The sequence below is a fragment of the Tsukamurella serpentis genome (genome assembly GCF_054780975.1).
This window is the reverse complement of the sequence record NZ_BAAGVH010000003.1, coordinates 666,613-684,953: the sequence shown is the minus strand read 5'-3', so window position 1 is coordinate 684,953 and position 18,341 is coordinate 666,613. Positions and strand designations below refer to the sequence as shown.

At 69.3% G+C, this 18,341-nt stretch carries 18 protein-coding genes; 5 read left to right on the top strand and 13 right to left on the bottom strand.

All coding sequences use genetic code 11. The features are described from left to right. Window positions 1–81 precede the first annotated feature (81 nt). Entirely contained in the window at window positions 82–1,167 is a 1,086-nt protein-coding gene (gene corA / locus ACYVHG_RS11550) for a magnesium/cobalt transporter CorA (protein WP_461167576.1), read from the top strand. A gap of 4 nt (window positions 1,168–1,171) precedes the next feature. On the opposite strand, the gene ACYVHG_RS11545 is transcribed toward corA, so the two are convergent. The 8 genes from ACYVHG_RS11545 to ACYVHG_RS11510 all read right to left on the bottom strand — a co-directional run bounded on the left by ACYVHG_RS11545 (window position 1,172) and on the right by ACYVHG_RS11510 (window position 8,422). After that, window positions 1,172–1,789: a suppressor of fused domain protein gene (locus tag ACYVHG_RS11545; protein WP_461167575.1), complete on the bottom strand. Its 618-nt coding sequence runs from the start codon at window positions 1,787–1,789 to the stop codon at window positions 1,172–1,174. 15 nt (window positions 1,790–1,804) lie between these two features. Next, the gene (locus tag ACYVHG_RS11540; protein WP_461167574.1) at window positions 1,805–2,671 is read right to left on the bottom strand and encodes a chromosome partitioning protein ParB; all 867 of its coding nucleotides are present in this window, start codon (window positions 2,669–2,671) and stop codon (window positions 1,805–1,807) included. Beyond that, complete coding sequence (locus ACYVHG_RS11535) at window positions 2,661–3,344, bottom strand: metallophosphoesterase family protein (protein WP_461167573.1); 684 nt, start codon at window positions 3,342–3,344, stop codon at window positions 2,661–2,663. The genes ACYVHG_RS11540 and ACYVHG_RS11535 overlap by 11 nt, the downstream gene beginning before the upstream one ends. A gap of 10 nt (window positions 3,345–3,354) precedes the next feature. Then, a complete protein-coding gene (locus ACYVHG_RS11530; protein WP_461167572.1) occupies window positions 3,355–4,536 on the bottom strand; it encodes an ABC transporter ATP-binding protein in 1,182 nt (393 codons plus the stop codon). Window positions 4,537–4,564: 28 nt separating this feature from the next. Continuing rightward, a complete protein-coding gene (locus tag ACYVHG_RS11525) occupies window positions 4,565–5,398 on the bottom strand; it encodes a carbohydrate ABC transporter permease (protein WP_461167571.1) in 834 nt (277 codons plus the stop codon). A gap of 9 nt (window positions 5,399–5,407) precedes the next feature. Further along, window positions 5,408–6,340 (bottom strand): carbohydrate ABC transporter permease, encoded by a 933-nt coding sequence (locus ACYVHG_RS11520; protein WP_461167570.1) that lies wholly within the window; start codon window positions 6,338–6,340, stop codon window positions 5,408–5,410. After that, the gene (locus tag ACYVHG_RS11515; protein WP_461167569.1) at window positions 6,337–7,785 is read right to left on the bottom strand and encodes an extracellular solute-binding protein; all 1,449 of its coding nucleotides are present in this window, start codon (window positions 7,783–7,785) and stop codon (window positions 6,337–6,339) included. The genes ACYVHG_RS11520 and ACYVHG_RS11515 overlap by 4 nt, the downstream gene beginning before the upstream one ends. A 118-nt stretch (window positions 7,786–7,903) precedes the next feature. Further along, window positions 7,904–8,422, bottom strand: coding sequence for a YflT domain-containing protein (locus ACYVHG_RS11510; RefSeq protein ID WP_461167568.1), 519 nt, complete (start codon window positions 8,420–8,422; stop codon window positions 7,904–7,906). Window positions 8,423–8,473: 51 nt separating this feature from the next. Between ACYVHG_RS11510 and ACYVHG_RS11505 the strand changes: the two genes are divergently transcribed. The 3 genes from ACYVHG_RS11505 to ACYVHG_RS11495 are packed head-to-tail and all read left to right on the top strand — an operon-like array spanning window position 8,474 to window position 10,978. Continuing rightward, window positions 8,474–9,760, top strand: coding sequence for a magnesium transporter MgtE N-terminal domain-containing protein (locus ACYVHG_RS11505; RefSeq protein ID WP_461167567.1), 1,287 nt, complete (start codon window positions 8,474–8,476; stop codon window positions 9,758–9,760). Further along, a complete protein-coding gene (locus ACYVHG_RS11500; RefSeq protein WP_461167566.1) occupies window positions 9,757–10,275 on the top strand; it encodes a DUF1003 domain-containing protein in 519 nt (172 codons plus the stop codon). Before ACYVHG_RS11505 ends, ACYVHG_RS11500 begins: the two co-directional genes overlap by 4 nt. Continuing rightward, window positions 10,262–10,978, top strand: a complete 717-nt coding sequence (locus tag ACYVHG_RS11495) for an Rv0361 family membrane protein (protein ID WP_461167565.1) — start codon at window positions 10,262–10,264, stop codon at window positions 10,976–10,978. Before ACYVHG_RS11500 ends, ACYVHG_RS11495 begins: the two co-directional genes overlap by 14 nt. 18 nt (window positions 10,979–10,996) lie before the next feature. On the opposite strand, the gene ahcY is transcribed toward ACYVHG_RS11495, so the two are convergent. Further along, complete coding sequence (gene ahcY / locus ACYVHG_RS11490; protein WP_461167656.1) at window positions 10,997–12,487, bottom strand: adenosylhomocysteinase; 1,491 nt, start codon at window positions 12,485–12,487, stop codon at window positions 10,997–10,999. Between the two features lie 126 nt (window positions 12,488–12,613). Beyond that, the gene (locus ACYVHG_RS11485; protein WP_461167564.1) at window positions 12,614–14,104 is read right to left on the bottom strand and encodes an amino acid permease; all 1,491 of its coding nucleotides are present in this window, start codon (window positions 14,102–14,104) and stop codon (window positions 12,614–12,616) included. Window positions 14,105–14,301: 197 nt separating this feature from the next. On the opposite strand from ACYVHG_RS11485, the gene ACYVHG_RS11480 reads away from it, so the two are divergent. Beyond that, window positions 14,302–14,505 (top strand): hypothetical protein, encoded by a 204-nt coding sequence (locus ACYVHG_RS11480; RefSeq protein WP_461167563.1) that lies wholly within the window; start codon window positions 14,302–14,304, stop codon window positions 14,503–14,505. 9 nt (window positions 14,506–14,514) lie between these two features. On the opposite strand, the gene manA is transcribed toward ACYVHG_RS11480, so the two are convergent. The 3 genes from manA to ACYVHG_RS11465 are packed head-to-tail and all read right to left on the bottom strand — an operon-like array spanning window position 14,515 to window position 18,278. Continuing rightward, the gene (gene manA / locus ACYVHG_RS11475) at window positions 14,515–15,759 is read right to left on the bottom strand and encodes a mannose-6-phosphate isomerase, class I (RefSeq protein ID WP_461167562.1); all 1,245 of its coding nucleotides are present in this window, start codon (window positions 15,757–15,759) and stop codon (window positions 14,515–14,517) included. Continuing rightward, window positions 15,759–16,868, bottom strand: a complete 1,110-nt coding sequence (locus ACYVHG_RS11470) for a tobH protein (protein ID WP_461167561.1) — start codon at window positions 16,866–16,868, stop codon at window positions 15,759–15,761. Before ACYVHG_RS11470 ends, manA begins: the two co-directional genes overlap by 1 nt. A 39-nt stretch (window positions 16,869–16,907) precedes the next feature. Then, on the bottom strand, window positions 16,908–18,278 hold the full coding sequence (locus ACYVHG_RS11465; RefSeq protein ID WP_461167655.1) for a phosphomannomutase/phosphoglucomutase: 1,371 nt from the start codon (window positions 18,276–18,278) through the stop codon (window positions 16,908–16,910). Window positions 18,279–18,341: the final 63 nt, after the last annotated feature.

Below are 18,341 nucleotides of genomic sequence, written 5' to 3'. Positions count from 1 at the left end.
ACTTTCTACCCTGCCGCAGTCCCCGGGCCGCGCACGGCGCGGGTCACTGCCCCGCCGGCGCGGGCGACATATCATTTCCCCATGCCGTCGATGCCGTCCATGCCCCGGCCCGGTGCCATCCGTCGCGACGGGAAGGACGCCGCGGTCCCGCGCGTCCCCGTCCCGGTGGCGCGGGCCGTCGTGGACTGCGGTGTGTACGTCGACGGGGAGCGGCTGCCCGGTCGGTTCGGCTACGCCGAGGCGATCGAGGAGGTGCGTTCGCGCGGCGAGGGCTACGTCTGGGTGGGCCTGCTGGACCCGGACCAGCACCAGATGGACGAGGTGGCACGGGTCTTCGGACTGCACCCGCTCACCGTCGAGGACACCCTGGTCACCCACACCCGGCCCAAGGTCGACCGGTTCGACGACACCCTGTTCCTGATCCTCAAGACGGTCAATTACGTCGGCCACGACCGCACCGATCCGATGGCCCGCATCGTCGAGACCGGAGAGGTGATGGTGCTGGTCGGACCGGACCATGTGATCACGGTGCGACACGGCGATCACGGCAGCCTCCGGCGGGTGCGGCGCAACCTGGAGTCGAACCCGGCACTGCTCACGCTGGGCCCGTCGGCGGTGATGCACGCGGTGGCCGACCACGTGGTGGACACCTACGTGGCGGTCTCGGACCTGCTCGAGGACGACATCGACCGGGTCGAGGAGGACGTCTTCCGGGCCGGCACCCGCACCCAGGTCGACGAGATCTACCAGCTCAAGCGCGACATCGTGGAGCTGCGCCGCGGCATCCACCCGCTCTCACACGCACTCAAGCGGCTGACCTGCGATTTCGCGGACATCATTCCGCACGAGATCCAGCGCTACTTCTCCGACGTGCTCGACCACCAGGCGATGGTCGCCGACCACGTGGAGACCTACAACGACGTGCTGAGCTCGCTGATCGACGCGGCCGTCGCCAAGATCGGGATGCAGCAGAACGAGGACATGCGCAAGATGTCCGCGATCATCGGCCTCGTGGCGGTGCCCACCATGATCGCCGGGATCTACGGCATGAACTTCGACAACATGCCCGAACTGCACTGGAAGTACGGCTACTACGCGGTGCTGGCGATCATGGTGGGGGTCTGTTTCGGCCTGTTCATCGCCTTCCGCAGGATCAAGTGGCTGTGAGCCGCTAGACCTCTCGGGCGGCCGGGCGGGCCGGATCGGCGGGGTCGATACCGGCCTCGGACCAGGCATCCCGCAACGCTGCGGCACCCTTGAGCCGCACCCACGCCGCCTCGTTCGCGGTGATCGGATCGGCTCGCAGGAACCGCACCGGTTCGGACGGTCCACCGTCCGCGCCGCGCGCGAGGTCCGGCACCGTCGACGCCCCGAGCAGGACCGCCGAGAACGGCGCCCCGGTCCACAGCGGCGCCCCCAGATCGACCAGGGCGTCCGGCGCCAGCACCAGGCCCTCGACCGCGGGCGTGGCGGCCAGGATCGCCAGCGACCGGTGCACCCCGTCGAGCGCCCCGCCGGGACCGCCGGCGCCGTGCCGGAGTTCCATCAGGACCTCGGCCCGTGGCCCGTCGTCGACGGTGACCAGAGCGTTCGGGTCGGTCATCGGGTGCCGCGAGCAACCGAGGGAGGCGAAGACCACCAGTTCGTCGGTCACCCAGCGCTGCACCGTCATCGGTTCCAGCCCCAGGAAGGTGACCGACGCCGACACCGGAGGGGCGAAACCACGCCCGGCGTAGTGCTCGGCGAGGTGCGCCTGGACAGCCTGGACAACGTCAACCGCGGGACCCACGAGAATCGATGGTACTCAGAAGAACCGGCCGGGCTGCCAGGGCTTGTTCTGCTCGGAGACCTCGCCGATGATCTCGGGGCTCCAGTCGTGCCGGCGGATCAACCGGTACCGCTCGCACGCGACGAACAGGTACACCTCGGCATCGGAGGAGCTCTGCATGATCCCGGCGTCGCGGGCCATCGCCACCACCGGCGTGAACTCGTCGCGGTACCAGCGCTGCGCGACCTGTTCGCGCGAGAGGAACTCCCCCAGGTCCTGTACCAGCCGGAAACCCCAGGCCTCCACCGATTCCGCAAGACGGGAGTAGTCCCAGGGGTTGGCGAAGGAGATCCGCTCGCGGGCGCGCCCGGTCAGCGGTACCCGTTCCAGCAGCAATCGCCGGTGATCCTTCATCAGCAGGTCCGAGCGCACCGTGATACCGCCCGCCCCGACCCGGGTGATCACCTCGGTGACGTAGGCGTCGATGGTGGCGAAGCCGCGGGCGAAGGCGATCGACACACGGTGATGCCCGTCCACCACGAAGTACATGTCGCCGACCTGCTTGACCTCGATCGGCGGCATCGCCTCACCGCGCCGCTGCGCCGCTGCGAGCCGCTGCCAGCGGGCTCGGAGCGCCGGCGAGCGGGGCCGGAAGTACCGGTCGAAATCGCGGGTTCGGTCGACGCTGCCCACGATCCGGTTCACCTCGATCACCTGCAGCCCCAGGTTCCGCTCCCGGACCAGGCCGAGCGCGGCCACCACCTCGTCGTAGGGCAGCACGTCGTTGACGTCGTCGGGACGGCGGCTCACCCAGGACGCGAGTCGGGCGATGTTCGCGCGGCGACGCGAACGCTCGAAGTCCGAGCGGGCGTCCTCGTCGGGGAAGCCGGTGTCACGCGCCACGTCGTCGCTCCAGGATGCTCAGGGCCCCGTCGGTACCGGAGCCACGCGGACTGATCTCGAAATAGGTGTACCCCACGGTGTTGAGTACCGGCACCCCGGCGAGTTCCAGATCGGGGCCGGGCCGCCCGTACGGATGGACGTGCCCGTGCACCAGGACCTGCGGCCGAACCTGCCGCACCAGGGTTCCCACCGCCCGCAGGCCGCGGTGCGGCCCCGTCTCATGATCACCGACCCCGGCCGCCGGGGAGTGCGCGAGCACGATGTCGACCGCCCGGCTGCGGGCCGCCAGCGCGACCCGCCAGCCGCGCCGCGCGGCCTGCGCCTGGGTCCACTGGTTCGGGCCGCCCCGATACCGGATGCTGCCGCCGAGTCCGGCCACCGTCAGTCCGGCGACGGTGACCACCCGGCCGTCGGCGTTGACCCCACCGCGCGGGCGTGGTGGCTCGCAGGGCAGTCCGCCGCGCACGTAGCCGCCGCGGGTGCGGCGGTATCCCGAGTAGTCCGGATCGTGATTGCCCGGCACGAAGACGCAGGGTGCGCCGTACCGGTCCACCAGTTCCTCCAGGTAGTCGCCGGGGAGATCACCGGCACCGAGGATCAGCTCCGGTGCCAGCGTCGACGATGCCAGGGCCAGCCCCGGCACCGGTTCGTCGCTGACCGCGAGCACCCGCACGACAGCGGGATCAGAGCGCCAGGTTCACGCCGGAGGAGGCGTCGAAGACGGCGATCTTCGCCGGGTCGTAGTAGAGATCGACCTTCGATCCGCGGGCGGCGGTGGAGTCGGCCGACAGTCGCGCCACGATCTCGTCGGCCCCGGCCAGCGGTGCCTGCTGCTCCCCCGGCGCCAGATCGGCCAAGGCGTCGCTGCGCGGCCCCTCCTCGGGGATCGAGAAGTGCACGAACTTGTCCGAGCCCATCGACTCCAGCACGTCGACGGTGGCGGTGAAGGTCAGTCCGCCCAGCCGCTGGTTCGGGTCGAGCAGCCGGGCGTCCTCGAAGTGCTCGGGGCGGATGCCCACGACCACGTCGCCGCTGCGGTTACCGGCGGCCGAGGCCTTCTCCGCCAGCTGCGGCGCATCCAGCAGCAGGATCTCACCGAGCGCGGTGGCGATTCCGACGGAGGTGAGGCGACCGGGTACGAAGTTCATCGCCGGCGAGCCGATGAAACCCGCCACGAACAGGTTCGACGGCCGGTCGTAGAGGTCCTGCGGGGCGCCGATCTGCTGCACGTCACCGCTCTTGAGCACCACCACCCGGTCCCCGAGGGTCATGGCCTCGGTCTGATCGTGTGTCACGTACACCATGGTGGTGCCCAGGCGCTTCTGCAGCCGGCTCACCTCGGTGCGCATCTGCACCCGTAGTTTGGCGTCGAGGTTCGACAGCGGCTCGTCCATCAGGAATGCCTTGGGACTACGCACGATGGCGCGGCCCATCGCGACGCGCTGACGCTGGCCACCGGAGAGCTGGCTCGGCCGGCGGTCCAGGTGCGCAGTGAGGTCCAGGGTGCGCGCGGCGTCCTCGACCTTGGTGGTGATGTCGGACTTGGACATCTTCGCCAGCTTGAGCGGGAAGGCGATGTTCTCGCGCACCGTCATGTGCGGGTACAGCGCGTACGACTGGAAGACCATCGCGATGTCGCGGTCCTTGGGGGCCTTCTCGTTGACGCGCTCGCCGCCGATCCGCAGCTCACCGTCGGAGATGTCCTCCAGCCCCGCGATCATGTTCAAGGTGGTGGACTTCCCGCAGCCCGACGGCCCCACCAGGATGACGAATTCACCGTCGGCGATCTCGAGGTCGATGTCGCTGACGGCGGTGGAACCGTCGGGGTAGGTCTTGCGTACGTGGTCCAGGACGATGTCGGCCATGTGATTGCTCCTCGAGTACTTTCCGGCGTCAGCCCTTGACCGCGCCGGAGGTGAGTCCGGCCACGATCCGTCGCTGGAAGATCAGCACGAACACGATGATGGGAATGGTCACGATCACGGCGGCCGCCGCGATCGATCCGGTGGGCTCCTCGAACTCGGAGCTGCCGGTGAAGTTGGTGATCGCCACCGGTGCGGTGGTGGAGGCGTCGGTCGCGGTGAGGGTGAGCGCGAACAACAGGTCGTTCCAGCAGAAGATGAACACCAGGATCGCGGCGGTCACCACACCGGGCGCGGCCAGCGGAGCGATCACCCGCCGGAAGGCCTGCGCCGGGGTGGCACCGTCCATCTTGGCGGCCTTCTCCAGCTCCCACGGGATCTCGCGGAAGAACGCCGAGAGCGTGTACACCGTCAGCGGCAGCGCGAACGTGATGTACGGCAGGATCAGTCCGGGCCAGGTGTCGAACAGTCCCACCTTGCGCTCGATGTTGAACAGCGGGGTGATCAGCGAGACCTGCGGGAACATCGCGATCAGCAGTGCCGCACCCACGAACAGCTTCTTACCCGGGAAGTCCAGCCGGGCCACCGCGTAGGCCGCGAACATGCCGATCACCACGGCGATCGCGGTGGAGATCAGGGCGATGCCGATCGAGTTGATCAGCGGGCGGACGAAGCCTGCGCCCTCGAAGATCGCGGTGTAGTTGTCCAGCGTGAAGCTGCGCGGGATGAAGTTACCGTCGGTGATCGACGAGACCGGTTTGAGCGAGAGCGAGACGATCCACAGCACCGGGATCAGTGCGTAGCAGATCACCAGCAGATCGATGATGCTCCAGCCGAGCTTCTTACCGGCAGTACCCTGAGCCATGCCGTCCCCCTACCGTCGATCAGTCGAGTCGGAGCCGGGCACGGAGGTGCCGAAGGCTTTGACGAAGATGAACGCGATGACCGCGACGCACAGGAAGATCAGCACCGAGATCGCCGAACCGACCCCCAGGTTGAACGCCTTGAACAGGTTGTCGTAACCGAGGATCGACACCGACCCGGTCCCGTTGCTGCCCTTGGTCAGGATGTAGATGTTGTCGAAGATCCGGAACGCGTCCAGGGTGCGGAAGAGCAGCGCCACCAGGATCGCCGGCTTCATCAGCGGAATGATGATGCGGGTCAGCCGGGTCCACGGTCCGGCGCCGTCGAGCGCGGCGGCCTTGAGCAGATCGTCCGGTACCAGGGCCAGGCCGGAGAGCAGCAGCAGCGCCATGAACGGCGTCGTCTTCCACACCTCGGCCAGGATGATGATCGCCACCGACGGCCACTGCTCGGTGAGCGGCGCACTGCCCTCGGGCAGCAGCCCCACCAGGTAACCGGTCTTCGGAGTCCAGGCGTAGTACCAGGAGAACGCGGCCACCACGGTGACGATGCCGTACGGGATCAGCACCAGGGTGCGCACCACGCCGCGCCCCACCAGGGTGCGGTGCATGACCAGCGCGATGGCCAGGCCCAGCACGAATTCGATCGCCACCGAGATCACGGTGATCAGTGAGGTCATGCCGAGCGACTGCCACCAGTAACCGTCCTTGAGCACGGTCACGTAGTTCGACAGGCCGATGAACTGCTCCTGACCGGGGGCGGCCAGCGACGACTTGTGCAGGCTCAGCCAGAAGGCGTACAGGATCGGGTACGCGGTGACGGCGAACATCACCAGCGCCGCCGGAGCGATCAGCAGCAGGCCCAGCTTGCGCTCGGCGCGCCGGCCCGCGCTCTCCCCTCCGGTGTGCGGCTCCGGTACGGCGACCGTGGCCGTGGACGTCATGGCACCAGCCCCTTTCCATCCATGGCCTTCTGCGCGGCCGCGGTGAGATCGTCGGCCAGCTTCTCCGGATCCCACGAACCGGCGGGTGAGAGCGTGGCCGCGAGCAGTGTCGACATCGCCTGGTACTGCGGAGTGATCGGACGCACCGCAGCGGTGTTCTCCTGCAACTGATCCCGGATCAGCGACGCCATCGGGTAGGCCTTGCGGAACTCGGGATCGTCGTAGAGCTTGGGCAGCACCGGTGGCGTTCCACCCTTGGTCGCGTACTTGCGTTCCGCGGACTCACTGGTCAGGCACGCCAGTACCTCGAAGGCCTGCTTCTCGTACCGAGTGGTCTTGGCGACCGCGAAGTTCACTCCGCCGACGGTGGTCTTGGCGGGCTTACCGGGCACGATCGACGGATACGGCGCGAAGTCGAACTTCTGCCGGGTGAGCATGTTGATCTCGTTGAGCTGCCCGACCGTCGGCTCCGGTGGGTTCTCGGCGTCCTTCGGCGGATTGAGCAGATCCTTGAACTTGGTGAGATCGGTCAGGTACGGCACGTCGCCGGCGGCGCCGTTCTTCTGCGCACTGGCGAACACGAAGGGCCAATTGACCTGGAAGATCGCATCGCCCTTCTCCATCCCCAGGCGGGAGGCGCCCTCATCGAGCTGGGTGAACGACGGGTCCCGTCCCGGTGCGGTGGCGACGGACTTGATCACCGACAGCGCCTTGACCGTGGCCGCCCGGTGCTCGGGGGTGTCGGTGAGCGTGACGGTCTTGCCGTCCTCGGCGACCATCGCACCGCCGGCGCTCTCGAGCAGAGTGTTGAACCACACCACCAGACCCTCGTACTGCGCGGCCTGCGCTTCGATCTGGGTGGGTCCGCCGAGTTCACCGGACTTCACCGCGTACTGCACCACCTGGTCCCAGGTGAGCCTCGGCGGGGTGTTACCGATCGGCCGGCCGAGCACCTTCGACAGCGCGTCCTTGCGGTACCAGAGCAACTGGGTGTTGGTCCACGCCGGTGCCGCGTACTGGACGTCCTTCCACATCGCGGTCTTGAGCGGACCGGCCAGCACCGTCTTCTTGGCACCGTCGGACAACGCGGCCGGTAGCGGCAGGATCCACCCGGCCTCGGCGAACTCCGCGGTCCAGTTCACATCCAGTCCGACGATGTCCATGGTGCGGTCGTTGCCGTTGGCGCGGCGCGCGATCTGCAGGCGCTGGTCGTCGGCCTGCTTGGGCAGGGCGTGCCCGACCACCTTGTACCGGTCGGTCGAGCACTGCTGCGCGACCTCCTTGACCACGGTGGCACCGTCGGCCGGGGTGTGCACGTTGAGCGTGGTGCCGCCGGAGTCGGTGCCGCAACCGGCGAGCACCGTCGCCGCCATGGTGGCCGTCAGACCCAGTGCGGCGCCGCGGCGCACGCTTCCAGCCGTGCCGATCCGCGTTCTCCGTCGCATCCTCACGCCGCCTCCTTCGCCGCCCTCGACCGAGAGGCTTCCGCGCAAAGTTAGCCGACTCGACCGGTGAGGTGAACCACATTCGGCATTATCGTGCCAGACCGGTCTCTCGGAACCGCTACTGGATGTTCAAGCGGGCGAGCATGTCGCGGGCGCGCTCGGCGACCTGCGGATCGCAGAGCACGTCGTAGCGGCCGGCCACCAGCTGCATGGTCGAGGAGAAATCGCGGGTGCCGCGGGAGGCCCAGTACGGCACCGCCGCGGAGATCAGGCCGAAGACCACACCGCCGATCACACCGGCGATCACGGTGGACAGCAGCGCACTTCCGCCGCTGACGAACAGGCCCACCAGCAGACCCAGGAACAGGCCCAGCCAGGCACCGGAAGCCGCGCCGGCACTGAGCACCCGGCCCCAGGTGAGCCGTCCGGTGATCCGCTCGACCTGCATCAGGTCCACTCCCACGATGGTCACGTTCTGGACCGGGAACTCCTGGTCGGAGAGGTGGTCGACGGCGCGCTGCGCCTCGGCGTACGTGCTGTACGAGCCGATCGGCCATCCCTTCGGCGGCGTGGGGAGGCCCCGTCCGACTCCTCCCGGTCGGTTCTGCGACCCGGGCCCCTGCATCGGATTCGACATTCTGCCCCTCCCTACGTACGGCGAACGAAAACGAAAACTACTCTGAACATCATGTCGGCCGTCTCCAGAGTATTCGTCGCGCGACTGTCCGGTCTCCCCGTCGTGGGTCCGGACGGTGAATCGATCGGCCGGGTGCGCGACGCGGTCATCGGCCTGCGGGCCGACCGGAAGGCTCCGCGGGTACTGGGTTTGGCCATCGAGCTGGCCAACCGCCGCCGGATCTTCGTACCGATGCTGCGCGTGACCAGCATCGAAGCGGCCGCGGTGACGCTCAACACCGGATCGGTGAGCCTGCGGCGGCTGCACCTGCGCCCCGGTGAGGCACTGGTGCTCGCTCAAGTGGTGGGCACCCGGGTGCAGATCGACGAGCCGGGTCAGCCGTACAGCGGCGCCGGCGCCACCATCGCCGACGTGGGTATCGAGCAGACCCGCACCCGCGACTGGGTGGTGCACCGATTGGCGGTGCGGATCCGCAGTGCCGGATGGAGCCGCCGCGGCGGGGTGCAGGTGGTGGATCTCCCGCACATCACCGGCCTGACCACCACCGCGCTCACCGGCGCCGACAACGACGTCGCCGAGGCACTGACCATGTTCGACGACATGCGCGCCACCGACGTCGCGCAGGCGCTGCGTGAGCTGCCCGCGCCGCGCCGACTGGCGGTGGCCGCGGCCTTCGACGACGAACGGCTCGCCGACGTGCTCCAGGAGCTCGGCTCCGACGATCAGGCGGAGGTGATCGCGCACCTGTCCAAGGCCCGGGCCGCGGACGTGCTCGAGGCGATGGACCCCGACGACGCGGCCGACCTGCTCGGTGACCTACCGGTACGGCAGCGGGAGGAACTGCTCGCGGTGATGGACCCGGAGGACTCGGGCACGGTCCGGCGGCTGCTCACCTTCTCCCCGTACACCGCGGGCGGCATGATGACGCCCGAGCCGATCGTGGTCACCCCGTCGACCACGGTGGCCGAGGCCCTCGCCCGCGCCCGCAATCCGGACATCACCCCGGCCCTGGCCAGCATGGTCTTCGTGGTCCGCCCGCCGACCGCCACGCCGACCGGCCGCTACCTCGGCGCGGTGCATCTGCAGCAGTTGCTGCGGGAGCCGCCGGCCGATCTGGTGGGCGGCATCGTCGACACCGAACTGCCCAAGCTCGGCCCGGACGATCCGCTCGGCGCCGTCACCCGGTACTTCGCCGCGTACAACCTGGTCAGCGGACCGGTCATCGACGCCGAGAACCACCTGCTCGGCGCGGTCTCGGTGGACGACCTGCTCGACCATCTCCTGCCCGAGGACTGGCGCGACGAGGACCTCGCCGACACCGTGGAGGAGGTTCGATGAAGGACCGTCTGGATACTCCGCGCCTGGGCCGCAGTTTCGGCTTGAACCTCGGCGACGACATGATCGGCCAGGGCGCCGAACGGGTGGCGCGGTTCCTGGGCACCGGTCGCTACCTGGCGATCCAGACGATCATCGTGGTGGTATGGATCATCGTCAACGTGGTGTGGGTGAGCCTGGAGTTCGATCCGTACCCGTTCATCCTGCTCAACCTGGCCTTCTCGACCCAGGCCGCCTACGCCGCACCGCTGATCCTGCTGGCGCAGAACCGCCAGGAGAGCCGGGACCGGATCTCGCTCGACGAGGACCGTGCCCGTGCCGCGCAGACCAAGGCCGACACCGAGTTCCTGGCGCGCGAACTGGCCGCGGTCCGGATCGCGGTGGGCGACGCGGCGAGCCGCGATTACATGCGCCGCGAACTCGACGAGGTGCACGACAAGCTCGACGCGCTGACGGCCCTGCTGCAGCAGATGCAGCACCCCGCCCCGGACCGGGAAACCGCCGATGCGTCCGACTGACCCCCGGGAGAACCTGTACCCGGTGCTGCCGGCGGAGACCTACCGCAGGCTCGGGATCACCCCGCCGCGTCCGCTGAGACCGTATGCGGGTGGCCCGGTCTCGGCGGCCGGTACGCCGTACCTCACCGGGTCGGCGGTGACCGGTGCGCCGCCCGGCATCCCCGCCGGTTCCGTGCGGCCGAATCCGTTACCGCCGCCGCACTTCCCCGGGCCTGCTCACCTGGCCCCCGGGGCGGGAGGTCCCGCGCGTAAGGACCGCACGCTGTGGATCGTGGCGGGCGCCACCGCGGCCATCATCGCGATCATCGTGACCGCCACCGCGATCATCCTGGCCTCACTCGGGCCCGACGACGAGCAGCAGGTCCGCGACGCGATCGCCGCCGAGACCCGGGCCCTGAACGCCCGCGATCTCGACGGTGTGATCGCGAACCGGTGCGAGGCGGATGTCCGTGCGCTGCAACGCCAGTTCACCTCCGCCACATTCGCCGCCGAGGTCGATTCGATGATCGGTCCAGGAGGCCGGTGGGAGGTCACCGTGGGGTCGGTGCGGGTCGATGCGGCCGCCGGGACCGCCGTCGCGGAACAGACGACGGTGCCGGTCGGGTCCGGGGCGATCATCCCGCAGACCGTGACCGACACCGCCGCGTTGCGCAAGGAGTCCGGGGCCTGGAAGGTGTGCGTCAGCTCGTCGTCGGTGCGCTGACCAGCCGGCGCACACCGATCAGTAGCGGTAGTGCTCGGGCTTGTACGGGCCCTCGACGTCGACGCCGATGTACTCCGCCTGCTCCTTGGTCAGCTTGGTCATGGTGCCGCCGAGCGCTTCGACGTGGATCCTGGCGACCTTCTCGTCGAGGTGCTTGGGCAGGCGGTAGACCTCGTTGTCGTACTCGTCCGGCTTGGTCCACAGTTCGATCTGCGCGATCACCTGGTTGCTGAAGCTGTTGCTCATCACGAACGACGGGTGGCCGGTCGCATTGCCCAGGTTCAGCAGGCGCCCTTCGGAGAGCACGATGATCGAACGGCCCGTCTCACCGAAGCTCCACAGGTCCACCTGCGGCTTGATGACGGTGCGCACCGCGCCGGAACGCTCCAGGCCGGCCATGTCGATCTCGTTGTCGAAGTGGCCGATGTTGCCCAGGATCGAGTTGTCCTTCATCGCCCGCATGTGGTCGAGGGTGATGATGTCCTTGTTGCCGGTGGAGGTGATCACGATGTCGGCGTCGCCGATCGCGTCCTCCACGGTGACCACGTCGAAGCCGTCCATCAGGGCCTGCAGCGCGTTGATCGGGTCGATCTCGGTGACCTGCACGCGTGCGCCCTGCCCGGCGAGCGACTCCGCGCATCCCTTGCCCACATCGCCGTAACCGCAGATCAGCACCTTCTTGCCGCCGATCAGCACGTCGGTGCCGCGGTTGATGCCGTCGATCAGGGAGTGGCGGGTGCCGTACTTGTTGTCGAACTTGCTCTTGGTGACCGAGTCGTTGACGTTGATCGCCGGGAAGCTCAGCTCCCCCGCGGCGGCGAACTGGTACAGCCGCAGCACACCGGTGGTGGTCTCCTCGGTGACACCCTTGACCGACTCGGCGATCGTGGTCCACTTGGTGGGGTCGGCGGCCAGCGACCGGCGCAGCAGCGCCAGGAAGACCTGGTACTCGGCGCTGTCGGCGTCCTCGTCGGTGGGCGGGACCACACCGGCGGCCTCGAACTGGGCGCCGCGCAGCACCAGCATGGTGGCGTCGCCGCCGTCGTCGAGGATCATGTTCGCGTGGCGCGGCTCGGCGTTCTCCGCGGGCCAGGTGAGCATCTGCTCGGCGGCCCACCAGTACTCCTCGAGCGTTTCGCCCTTCCACGCGAAGACCGGCACACCCTGCGGCGCCTCGACGGTGCCGTGCGGTCCCACGACCACCGCGGCCGCCGCCTCGTCCTGGGTGGAGAAGATGTTGCACGACGCCCACCGGACCTCAGCACCGAGGTCGACCAGTGTCTCGATCAGCACGGCGGTCTGCACCGTCATGTGCAGCGAGCCCGAGATCCGTGCGCCCTTGAGCGGCTGCACATCGGCGTACTCACGGCGCAGCGCCATCAGTCCGGGCATCTCGTGCTCGGCCAGGCGCAGCTGCTTGCGGCCGGCCTCGGCGAGCGAGAGGTCCGCGACCTTGAAATCGATTCCGTTCGCCGTATCGGCGGTCAGCGCATCAGTCACGCACTCCAGGCTATCTGTACCGGTAGCGGCGCAGACCGGGACCTCCCCGGGCGATCGGCTGTGAAAGTGGCGGTTTTCTCCGGTTCGAAGCCGGATTCGGCCTCATGCCGCAGAAAACCGCCACTTCCGCTGCGTTCACACCGTGCTGATCGTCTCGCCCCGCTCGCGTTTACCGGCCACCGAGTGGTTCTTGGAGTAGACGAAGTAGACGAGCACGCCGAGCCCCATCCACACCAGGAACCGGCCCCAGGTCTCCAGTGGCAGATTCACCATCAGCCACCCGCAGGCGATCACCGAGAGGATCGGCACCAGCGGGACCATCGGGGTACGGAACCCGCGCTGCAGATCGGGCCGCTGCTTGCGCAGCACCACCACACCCACCGAGACCAGCACGAACGCGAACAGGGTGCCGATGTTGATCAGCTCCGCCAGCTCGTCCAGGGGCACCAGGCCGGCGAACAGTGCCACCACCACGCCGACGCCGACGGAGATCCGCACCGGGACTCCCCGGTCGGACGTCTTGGCCAGCTGCCGCGGGAGCAGCCCGTCCCGGGCCATCGCGAAGAACACCCGGTTCTGCCCCATGAGCAGCACCATCACCACGGTGGTCAGGCCGGCGAGAGCACCGATGGAGATGATGGTCGCGGCCCAGTCGACGCCGTTCATGGCGAACGCCGAGGCCAGGTTCTTGGGCTTGCCGTTTCCGGCGGAGGTGGCCAGGTCCTTATAGCTCGCCATACCGGTGACCACCACGGTCACCGCGATGTAGAGAACCGTGACGATCGCCAGCGAACCCAGGATGCCGCGCGGCACATCGCGCTGCGGGTCGCGGGTCTCCTCGGCGGAGGTCGCGACGATGTCGAAGCCGATGAACGAGAAGAACACCAACGATGCGCCGGCCAGCACGCCGTACCAGCCGTAGGAGAGCCCGCCGCCGTCGGTGAGGAACTGGAACAGGCTCTGCTTCCAGCCGGTCTCCCCCTCGCCGCTCTCCGAGGGCGGGATGAACGGGGTGTAGTTGGCGGCCTTGATGTAGAACGCGCCGACCACGATCACCAGCAGCACCACCGCCACCTTGATCGCGGTGATCACTGCGGACACCCGGGATGAGACCTTGGCACCGAAGGTGAGCAGCACCGTGAGCACGCCGACGATGAGCATCGCCCCCCAGTCGACCTTGACCCCGCCGATCTCGACGACCGGGGCGGAGGTTCCGAGCACGGTACCCACGTAGCTCGACCATCCGCTGGCGACCGCGGCGGCGGCGATGGAGAACTCCAGCACCAGGTCCCAGCCGATGATCCAGGCGGCGAACTCACCGAAGGTGGCGTAGGAGAAGGTGTACGCCGAGCCCGCGACCGGCACCGTCGACGCGAACTCCGCGTAGCACAGTGCCGCCAGACCGCAGGCGATCGCGGCGATGACGAAGGAGACGGAGACCGCCGGACCGGAGAGGTCGCCCGCGGTCTTCGCGCCGATGGTGAAGATGCCCGCTCCGACCACCACGGCGACGCCGAAGATCGTCAGGTCCCATGCGGTGAGTTGCTTCTTGAGCCGGGTTCCGACGACCTCGGTGTCGGCGATGGATTGCTCCACCGATTTCGTGCGCAGCAGTGGATTCGCCATCCGGTGCTCCTCGGGTGCTTCGTGGTGTGACGCTCAATCAAACACCAGCCGACACGATCCCGCGCGAGATCCGTGCCGGCCGCACGCGTACCGGCGGCCGGGTTTCCGAGTCGACCGTGCGGCCGCCGCCACTTTTTGTTACCGATCGGTACGCGAAAACTGTTGGCGTACCGGCAAGTAACCCCTAGCGTCGGGCTATGACCAAGACTCTCGCGTACACCACCGATCAGACCGTCGCTCAGTTGCTCAGCATCGTCGAGGGCGGCGACGACGTGCTGCTCACCCGGGACGGCAAGCCGCTCGCCGTGCTCAGCAAGGCCCAGCCGGAGGCCGTCGCCGTGGAGAACATGCAGACCTTCGACATCCCCGAGACGTTCTACGAGAACCTCGGCGGCGTCTGACCGATCGGCTCAGTGCCCGCCCACCAGCGTCCGGAAGAACTCCGCCGCCGGTGAGTGGGCGCTGACCACCGCCCCCGGATCCGACGCCGCCATCCACAGGCCGCTGCCTGCCGGCACGTCGATCGAACGGCCCGCACTGCCCGGGACCCGCACCGTCACGGTGCCCTCGGTCACCACCAGCAGTTGCGGGCCGCGTGCGTCCAGCTCCACCGATGCCGCGCGCCGCAGCGCGGTCCCGTCCAGCCGGATCCGGGAGACCCGGAACTCCGGTGCGGGTGTCGAGAAGACCACCTCCGGACCGATGGTGGACGTCCGCGGCGCCAGCTCCGACGGTGCCCGCGGCGCGAAATCGAGCACCCGCAGCAACTCCGGGACGTCGACGTGCTTGGGGGTGAGCCCGCCGCGCAGCACGTTGTCCGAGTTCGCCATCACCTCGACCGCCGCGCCGCTGATGTAGGCGTGCAGGTTGCCCGCCGAGAGGTACAGCGCCTGCCCCGGTTCGAGCACCACCCGGTTGAGCAGCAGCGCCGCCAGCACCCCGGCGTCGTCGGGGTACCGCTCCCCCAGCGTGAGCGCGAGCTCCGCTTCACCGCGGAACCGGCCGTCACCGGTCTCCAGGTACTTGACGCAGCCCACCAGCACCGCCGGCACCAGTTCGGCGAGCGCGGCCTGCGGCAGCGTGATCCAGGTGGTCACCAACGCACGCAGGCCCTGCGAATCGGGTTGGCCGGCGAGCAGACCGAGGTAGCTGTCGAGCTCCGGCACCGCCAGCACCCGCAGCAGTTCGACGGTGACCTCCGGGTCCCGGAAGCCCGCGAGGGCCTCGAACCGGCTCAGCGCGATCACCACCTCCGGCTTGTGCGCGGCATCGCGGTAGTTGCGTTCGGGGGCGTCCAGCGGAATGCCGGCGGCGTTCTCCCGCTCGAACCCCTCCTGCGCCTGCTCCCGCGAGGGGTGCGCCTGCAGCGAGAGCGGCTCGTCCGCGGCGAGCACCTTCACCAGGTACGGCAGCCGGTCACCGAACTCCGCACGGCACACCGGGCCGAGTTGGCCGTCGAGGTCGGCCCCGATCGCCGTGAGCAGGTCCTGGCCGGGGAGGTCCGGCCGGCTCAAGCGGGCCGGGTCGGCCGGATGCGCTCCGAACCACAGCTCGGCCTCGGGATGGTTCGACGGCACGGGACGTCCCCGCATCGTCGCCAGTACGGTGCGTGAGCCCCACGCGTACGGACGGATGACTCCTTCGATCCGCTGCATCACTCGTCCCCCGTCAATCGCCGGTAGACCGACGCGAGATCGAACCGTACCGCCAGCGCGAGCAGGGCGAGTGCGTCGGCACGCGGGCCGGCCTCCACCGGTGCCGCTCCCTCGTCCACCGGCAGTGGTTCCACATCCGGCAGTGCCCGCAATCGGGCGCCTACCATCGGGGCGCGCGCCTGCGTGGTCAGCGCCAGCACCCGGAGCGGGGCCTGGGCCGCGGGGCCGTCGAGGAACGGATCGTGGAACAGCGGGTCGACCGCGGGCGAGGCACCGTCGGTCTCCAGTGCACCGCCCGACGGTGCCGGTGCCAGCTCGGGGGTGGCCAGTTCCACGTCGGCCAGGCCGACCGCGGCCACCACCTGCCCGCCCACCGTCAGCGCCTGAGCGGCCGCGTGTTCGGCGATGGCCAGGCCGGCGGCGGTGTCGGCGGTGAGCGCGATCCGGCGGCCGCTCATCCGGGCGGCGAGCCGTTTCGCCGGGTTCGAATCGACGTCCCGGTCCGGTGCCCCGCGTTCGGCCTCGTCGTCGAGCGCCTGGGCGAGGGTGAACAGGAAGCCCTCACCGGGCGCTGCGGATCGGTCGGTGCCGGCCAGGCGGCCCAGTACGGCCAGGACCGCGGCGGTCACGCCGACGAAGCCGAACCGTTCCGGCACGCGCAGCCGGGGTGAGAGGTCGACGGTGCGTCCGGCCGCGGCCTCGGCGACGGGGCCCTCCATCGGCACCGCCACCACCACCGTCGCTCCGCGCTGCGCGGCCACCGCGATCGCCCGGGCGAGGGCGAGGTCGCCGGCGTCGAAACCACAGACCAGGACCACGTCGAGCGCGCCCACCCAGGGCGGCAGTTCGGTCGAGCGGACCAGCGGCACGGCGAGCCGGCCGGCGGTGAGGGCTTCGACGAATCCGGCGGCGGCCGCAGCGGGTCCGGCACCGCACATCACGACGACGGCGCGCGGGGTCAGGCCGTCGAGCCGGTCCAGCGCGCCCTCGTCCACCGCGGTGGCCACGGCCCGGACCTGGGCTCCGGCGAGTGCGGCGGCGCGCAGGTGTCCGCCCACGTCGGCGGTGATCAGGCCCTCGGGATCGTCGAGATCGGCGACCTCTGCCACGGTTCCCTCCTGTCCTGCTGTCCTGCGCGAATCGCGCGTTCAGGCACGTACGATCGCCAGGATCCGCTCGGAGAGTGCCCGCACCTCTTCCTGCGTCGCGGCCTCGACGTTCAACCGGAGCAGCGGCTCCGTGTTGGAAGCGCGAAGGTTGAACCAGGCGCCCGAATCCAACTGTACCGTCACGCCGTCCAGTTCATCGGTGCTCCGGATTTCGCCTTCGAACCCGGCGAGTACCGCGGCGGTGCGCTCGGCCTGGTCGGCCACCGTCGAGTTGATCTCGCCGGAGGCCGCGTACCGGTCGTAGGCGGCCATGAGCTCGGACAGCGGCGCGGACTGCTCCCCCAGGGCGGCCAGCACGTGCATCGCGGCGAGCATGCCGGAATCGGCGCCCCAGAACTCACGGAAGTAGTAGTGCGCGGAGTGCTCGCCGCCGAACACCGCCCCGGTCTCGGCCATGGTGGCCTTGATGAACGAGTGCCCCACCCGGGTCCGGACCGCGGTGCCACCGTTCTCGGCGATGATCTCCGGCACGGTCCGACTGGTGATGAGGTTGTGGATCACGGTCGCGCCGGGGTTCTTGGCCAGCTCCCGCTCGGCGACCAGTGCGGTGACCGCCGACGGCGACACCGGAGCACCCTTCTCGTCGACGACGAAGCACCGGTCGGCGTCGCCGTCGAAGGCCAGTCCGATGTCGGCGCCCTGTTCGACGACGAAACGCTGCAGGTCGACGAGGTTCTTCGGGTCCAGCGGGTTGGCCTCGTGGTTCGGGAAGGTGCCGTCGAGCTCGAAGTACAGCGCGCGTACGTCGAGCACGTCGACCGGGCCGAGGACCGAGGGGACGGTGAACCCGCCCATGCCGTTGCCGGCGTCGACGGCCACGCGCAGCGGCCGCGATCCGGACAGGTCCACCAGGCCGCGCAGGTACTGGCTGTACTCGTCGAGCACATCGCGTTCGTCGATCCGTCCGGCCGGGCCGTGGTGCTCCGGGACGCCGCCCGCGACCTGCTCGGTGATCTGCTGCAGGCCGCTCTCCTGTCCGACCGGCTTGGCGCCCGCGCGGCAGAGTTTGATGCCGTTGTAGGCCGCGGGGTTGTGCGAGGCGGTGAACATCGCGCCGGGGCAGTCCAGCAGGCCGGACGCGAAGTACAACTCGTCGGTGGACGCCAGCCCGATCAGGGTCACGTTCACGCCCTGCGCGGTCAGCCCTTCGGCGAAGGCCGCCGACAGCGACGGTGACGAGTCCCGCATGTCGTGCCCGACCACGGCGGCGGTGGAGCCCTCCGCGGCGATCAGGTGACCGAAGGCGGCGCCGACGTCACGGACGAAGTCCTCGTCGATCTGCTCGCCCACGAGACCGCGCACGTCGTACGCCTTGATCACGGCCTGTACCGATTCCAGCGCTCGAACCACGCCGATGACCTCCTGGTATGCGCACACTCGAATACCGCAGGGGTTGCGCTGCGGACGCCCCAG

Excerpts from the sequence above, each read along its gene's own strand:
- corA (WP_461167576.1), top strand. The coding sequence starts at position 82 with ATGCCGTCGATGCCGTCCATGCCCCGGCCCGGTGCCATCCGTCGCGAC.
- ACYVHG_RS11530 (WP_461167572.1), bottom strand. The coding sequence starts at position 4,536 with ATGGCCGACATCGTCCTGGACCACGTACGCAAGACCTACCCCGACGGT.
- ACYVHG_RS11525 (WP_461167571.1), bottom strand. The coding sequence starts at position 5,398 with ATGGCTCAGGGTACTGCCGGTAAGAAGCTCGGCTGGAGCATCATCGAT.
- ACYVHG_RS11520 (WP_461167570.1), bottom strand. The coding sequence starts at position 6,340 with ATGACGTCCACGGCCACGGTCGCCGTACCGGAGCCGCACACCGGAGGG.
- ACYVHG_RS11515 (WP_461167569.1), bottom strand. The coding sequence starts at position 7,785 with ATGCGACGGAGAACGCGGATCGGCACGGCTGGAAGCGTGCGCCGCGGC.
- ACYVHG_RS11510 (WP_461167568.1), bottom strand. The coding sequence starts at position 8,422 with ATGTCGAATCCGATGCAGGGGCCCGGGTCGCAGAACCGACCGGGAGGA.
- ACYVHG_RS11505 (WP_461167567.1), top strand. The coding sequence starts at position 8,474 with ATGTCGGCCGTCTCCAGAGTATTCGTCGCGCGACTGTCCGGTCTCCCC.
- ACYVHG_RS11500 (WP_461167566.1), top strand. The coding sequence starts at position 9,757 with ATGAAGGACCGTCTGGATACTCCGCGCCTGGGCCGCAGTTTCGGCTTG.
- ACYVHG_RS11495 (WP_461167565.1), top strand. The coding sequence starts at position 10,262 with ATGCGTCCGACTGACCCCCGGGAGAACCTGTACCCGGTGCTGCCGGCG.
- ACYVHG_RS11485 (WP_461167564.1), bottom strand. The coding sequence starts at position 14,104 with ATGGCGAATCCACTGCTGCGCACGAAATCGGTGGAGCAATCCATCGCC.
- ACYVHG_RS11480 (WP_461167563.1), top strand. The coding sequence starts at position 14,302 with ATGACCAAGACTCTCGCGTACACCACCGATCAGACCGTCGCTCAGTTG.
- manA (WP_461167562.1), bottom strand. The coding sequence starts at position 15,759 with ATGCAGCGGATCGAAGGAGTCATCCGTCCGTACGCGTGGGGCTCACGC.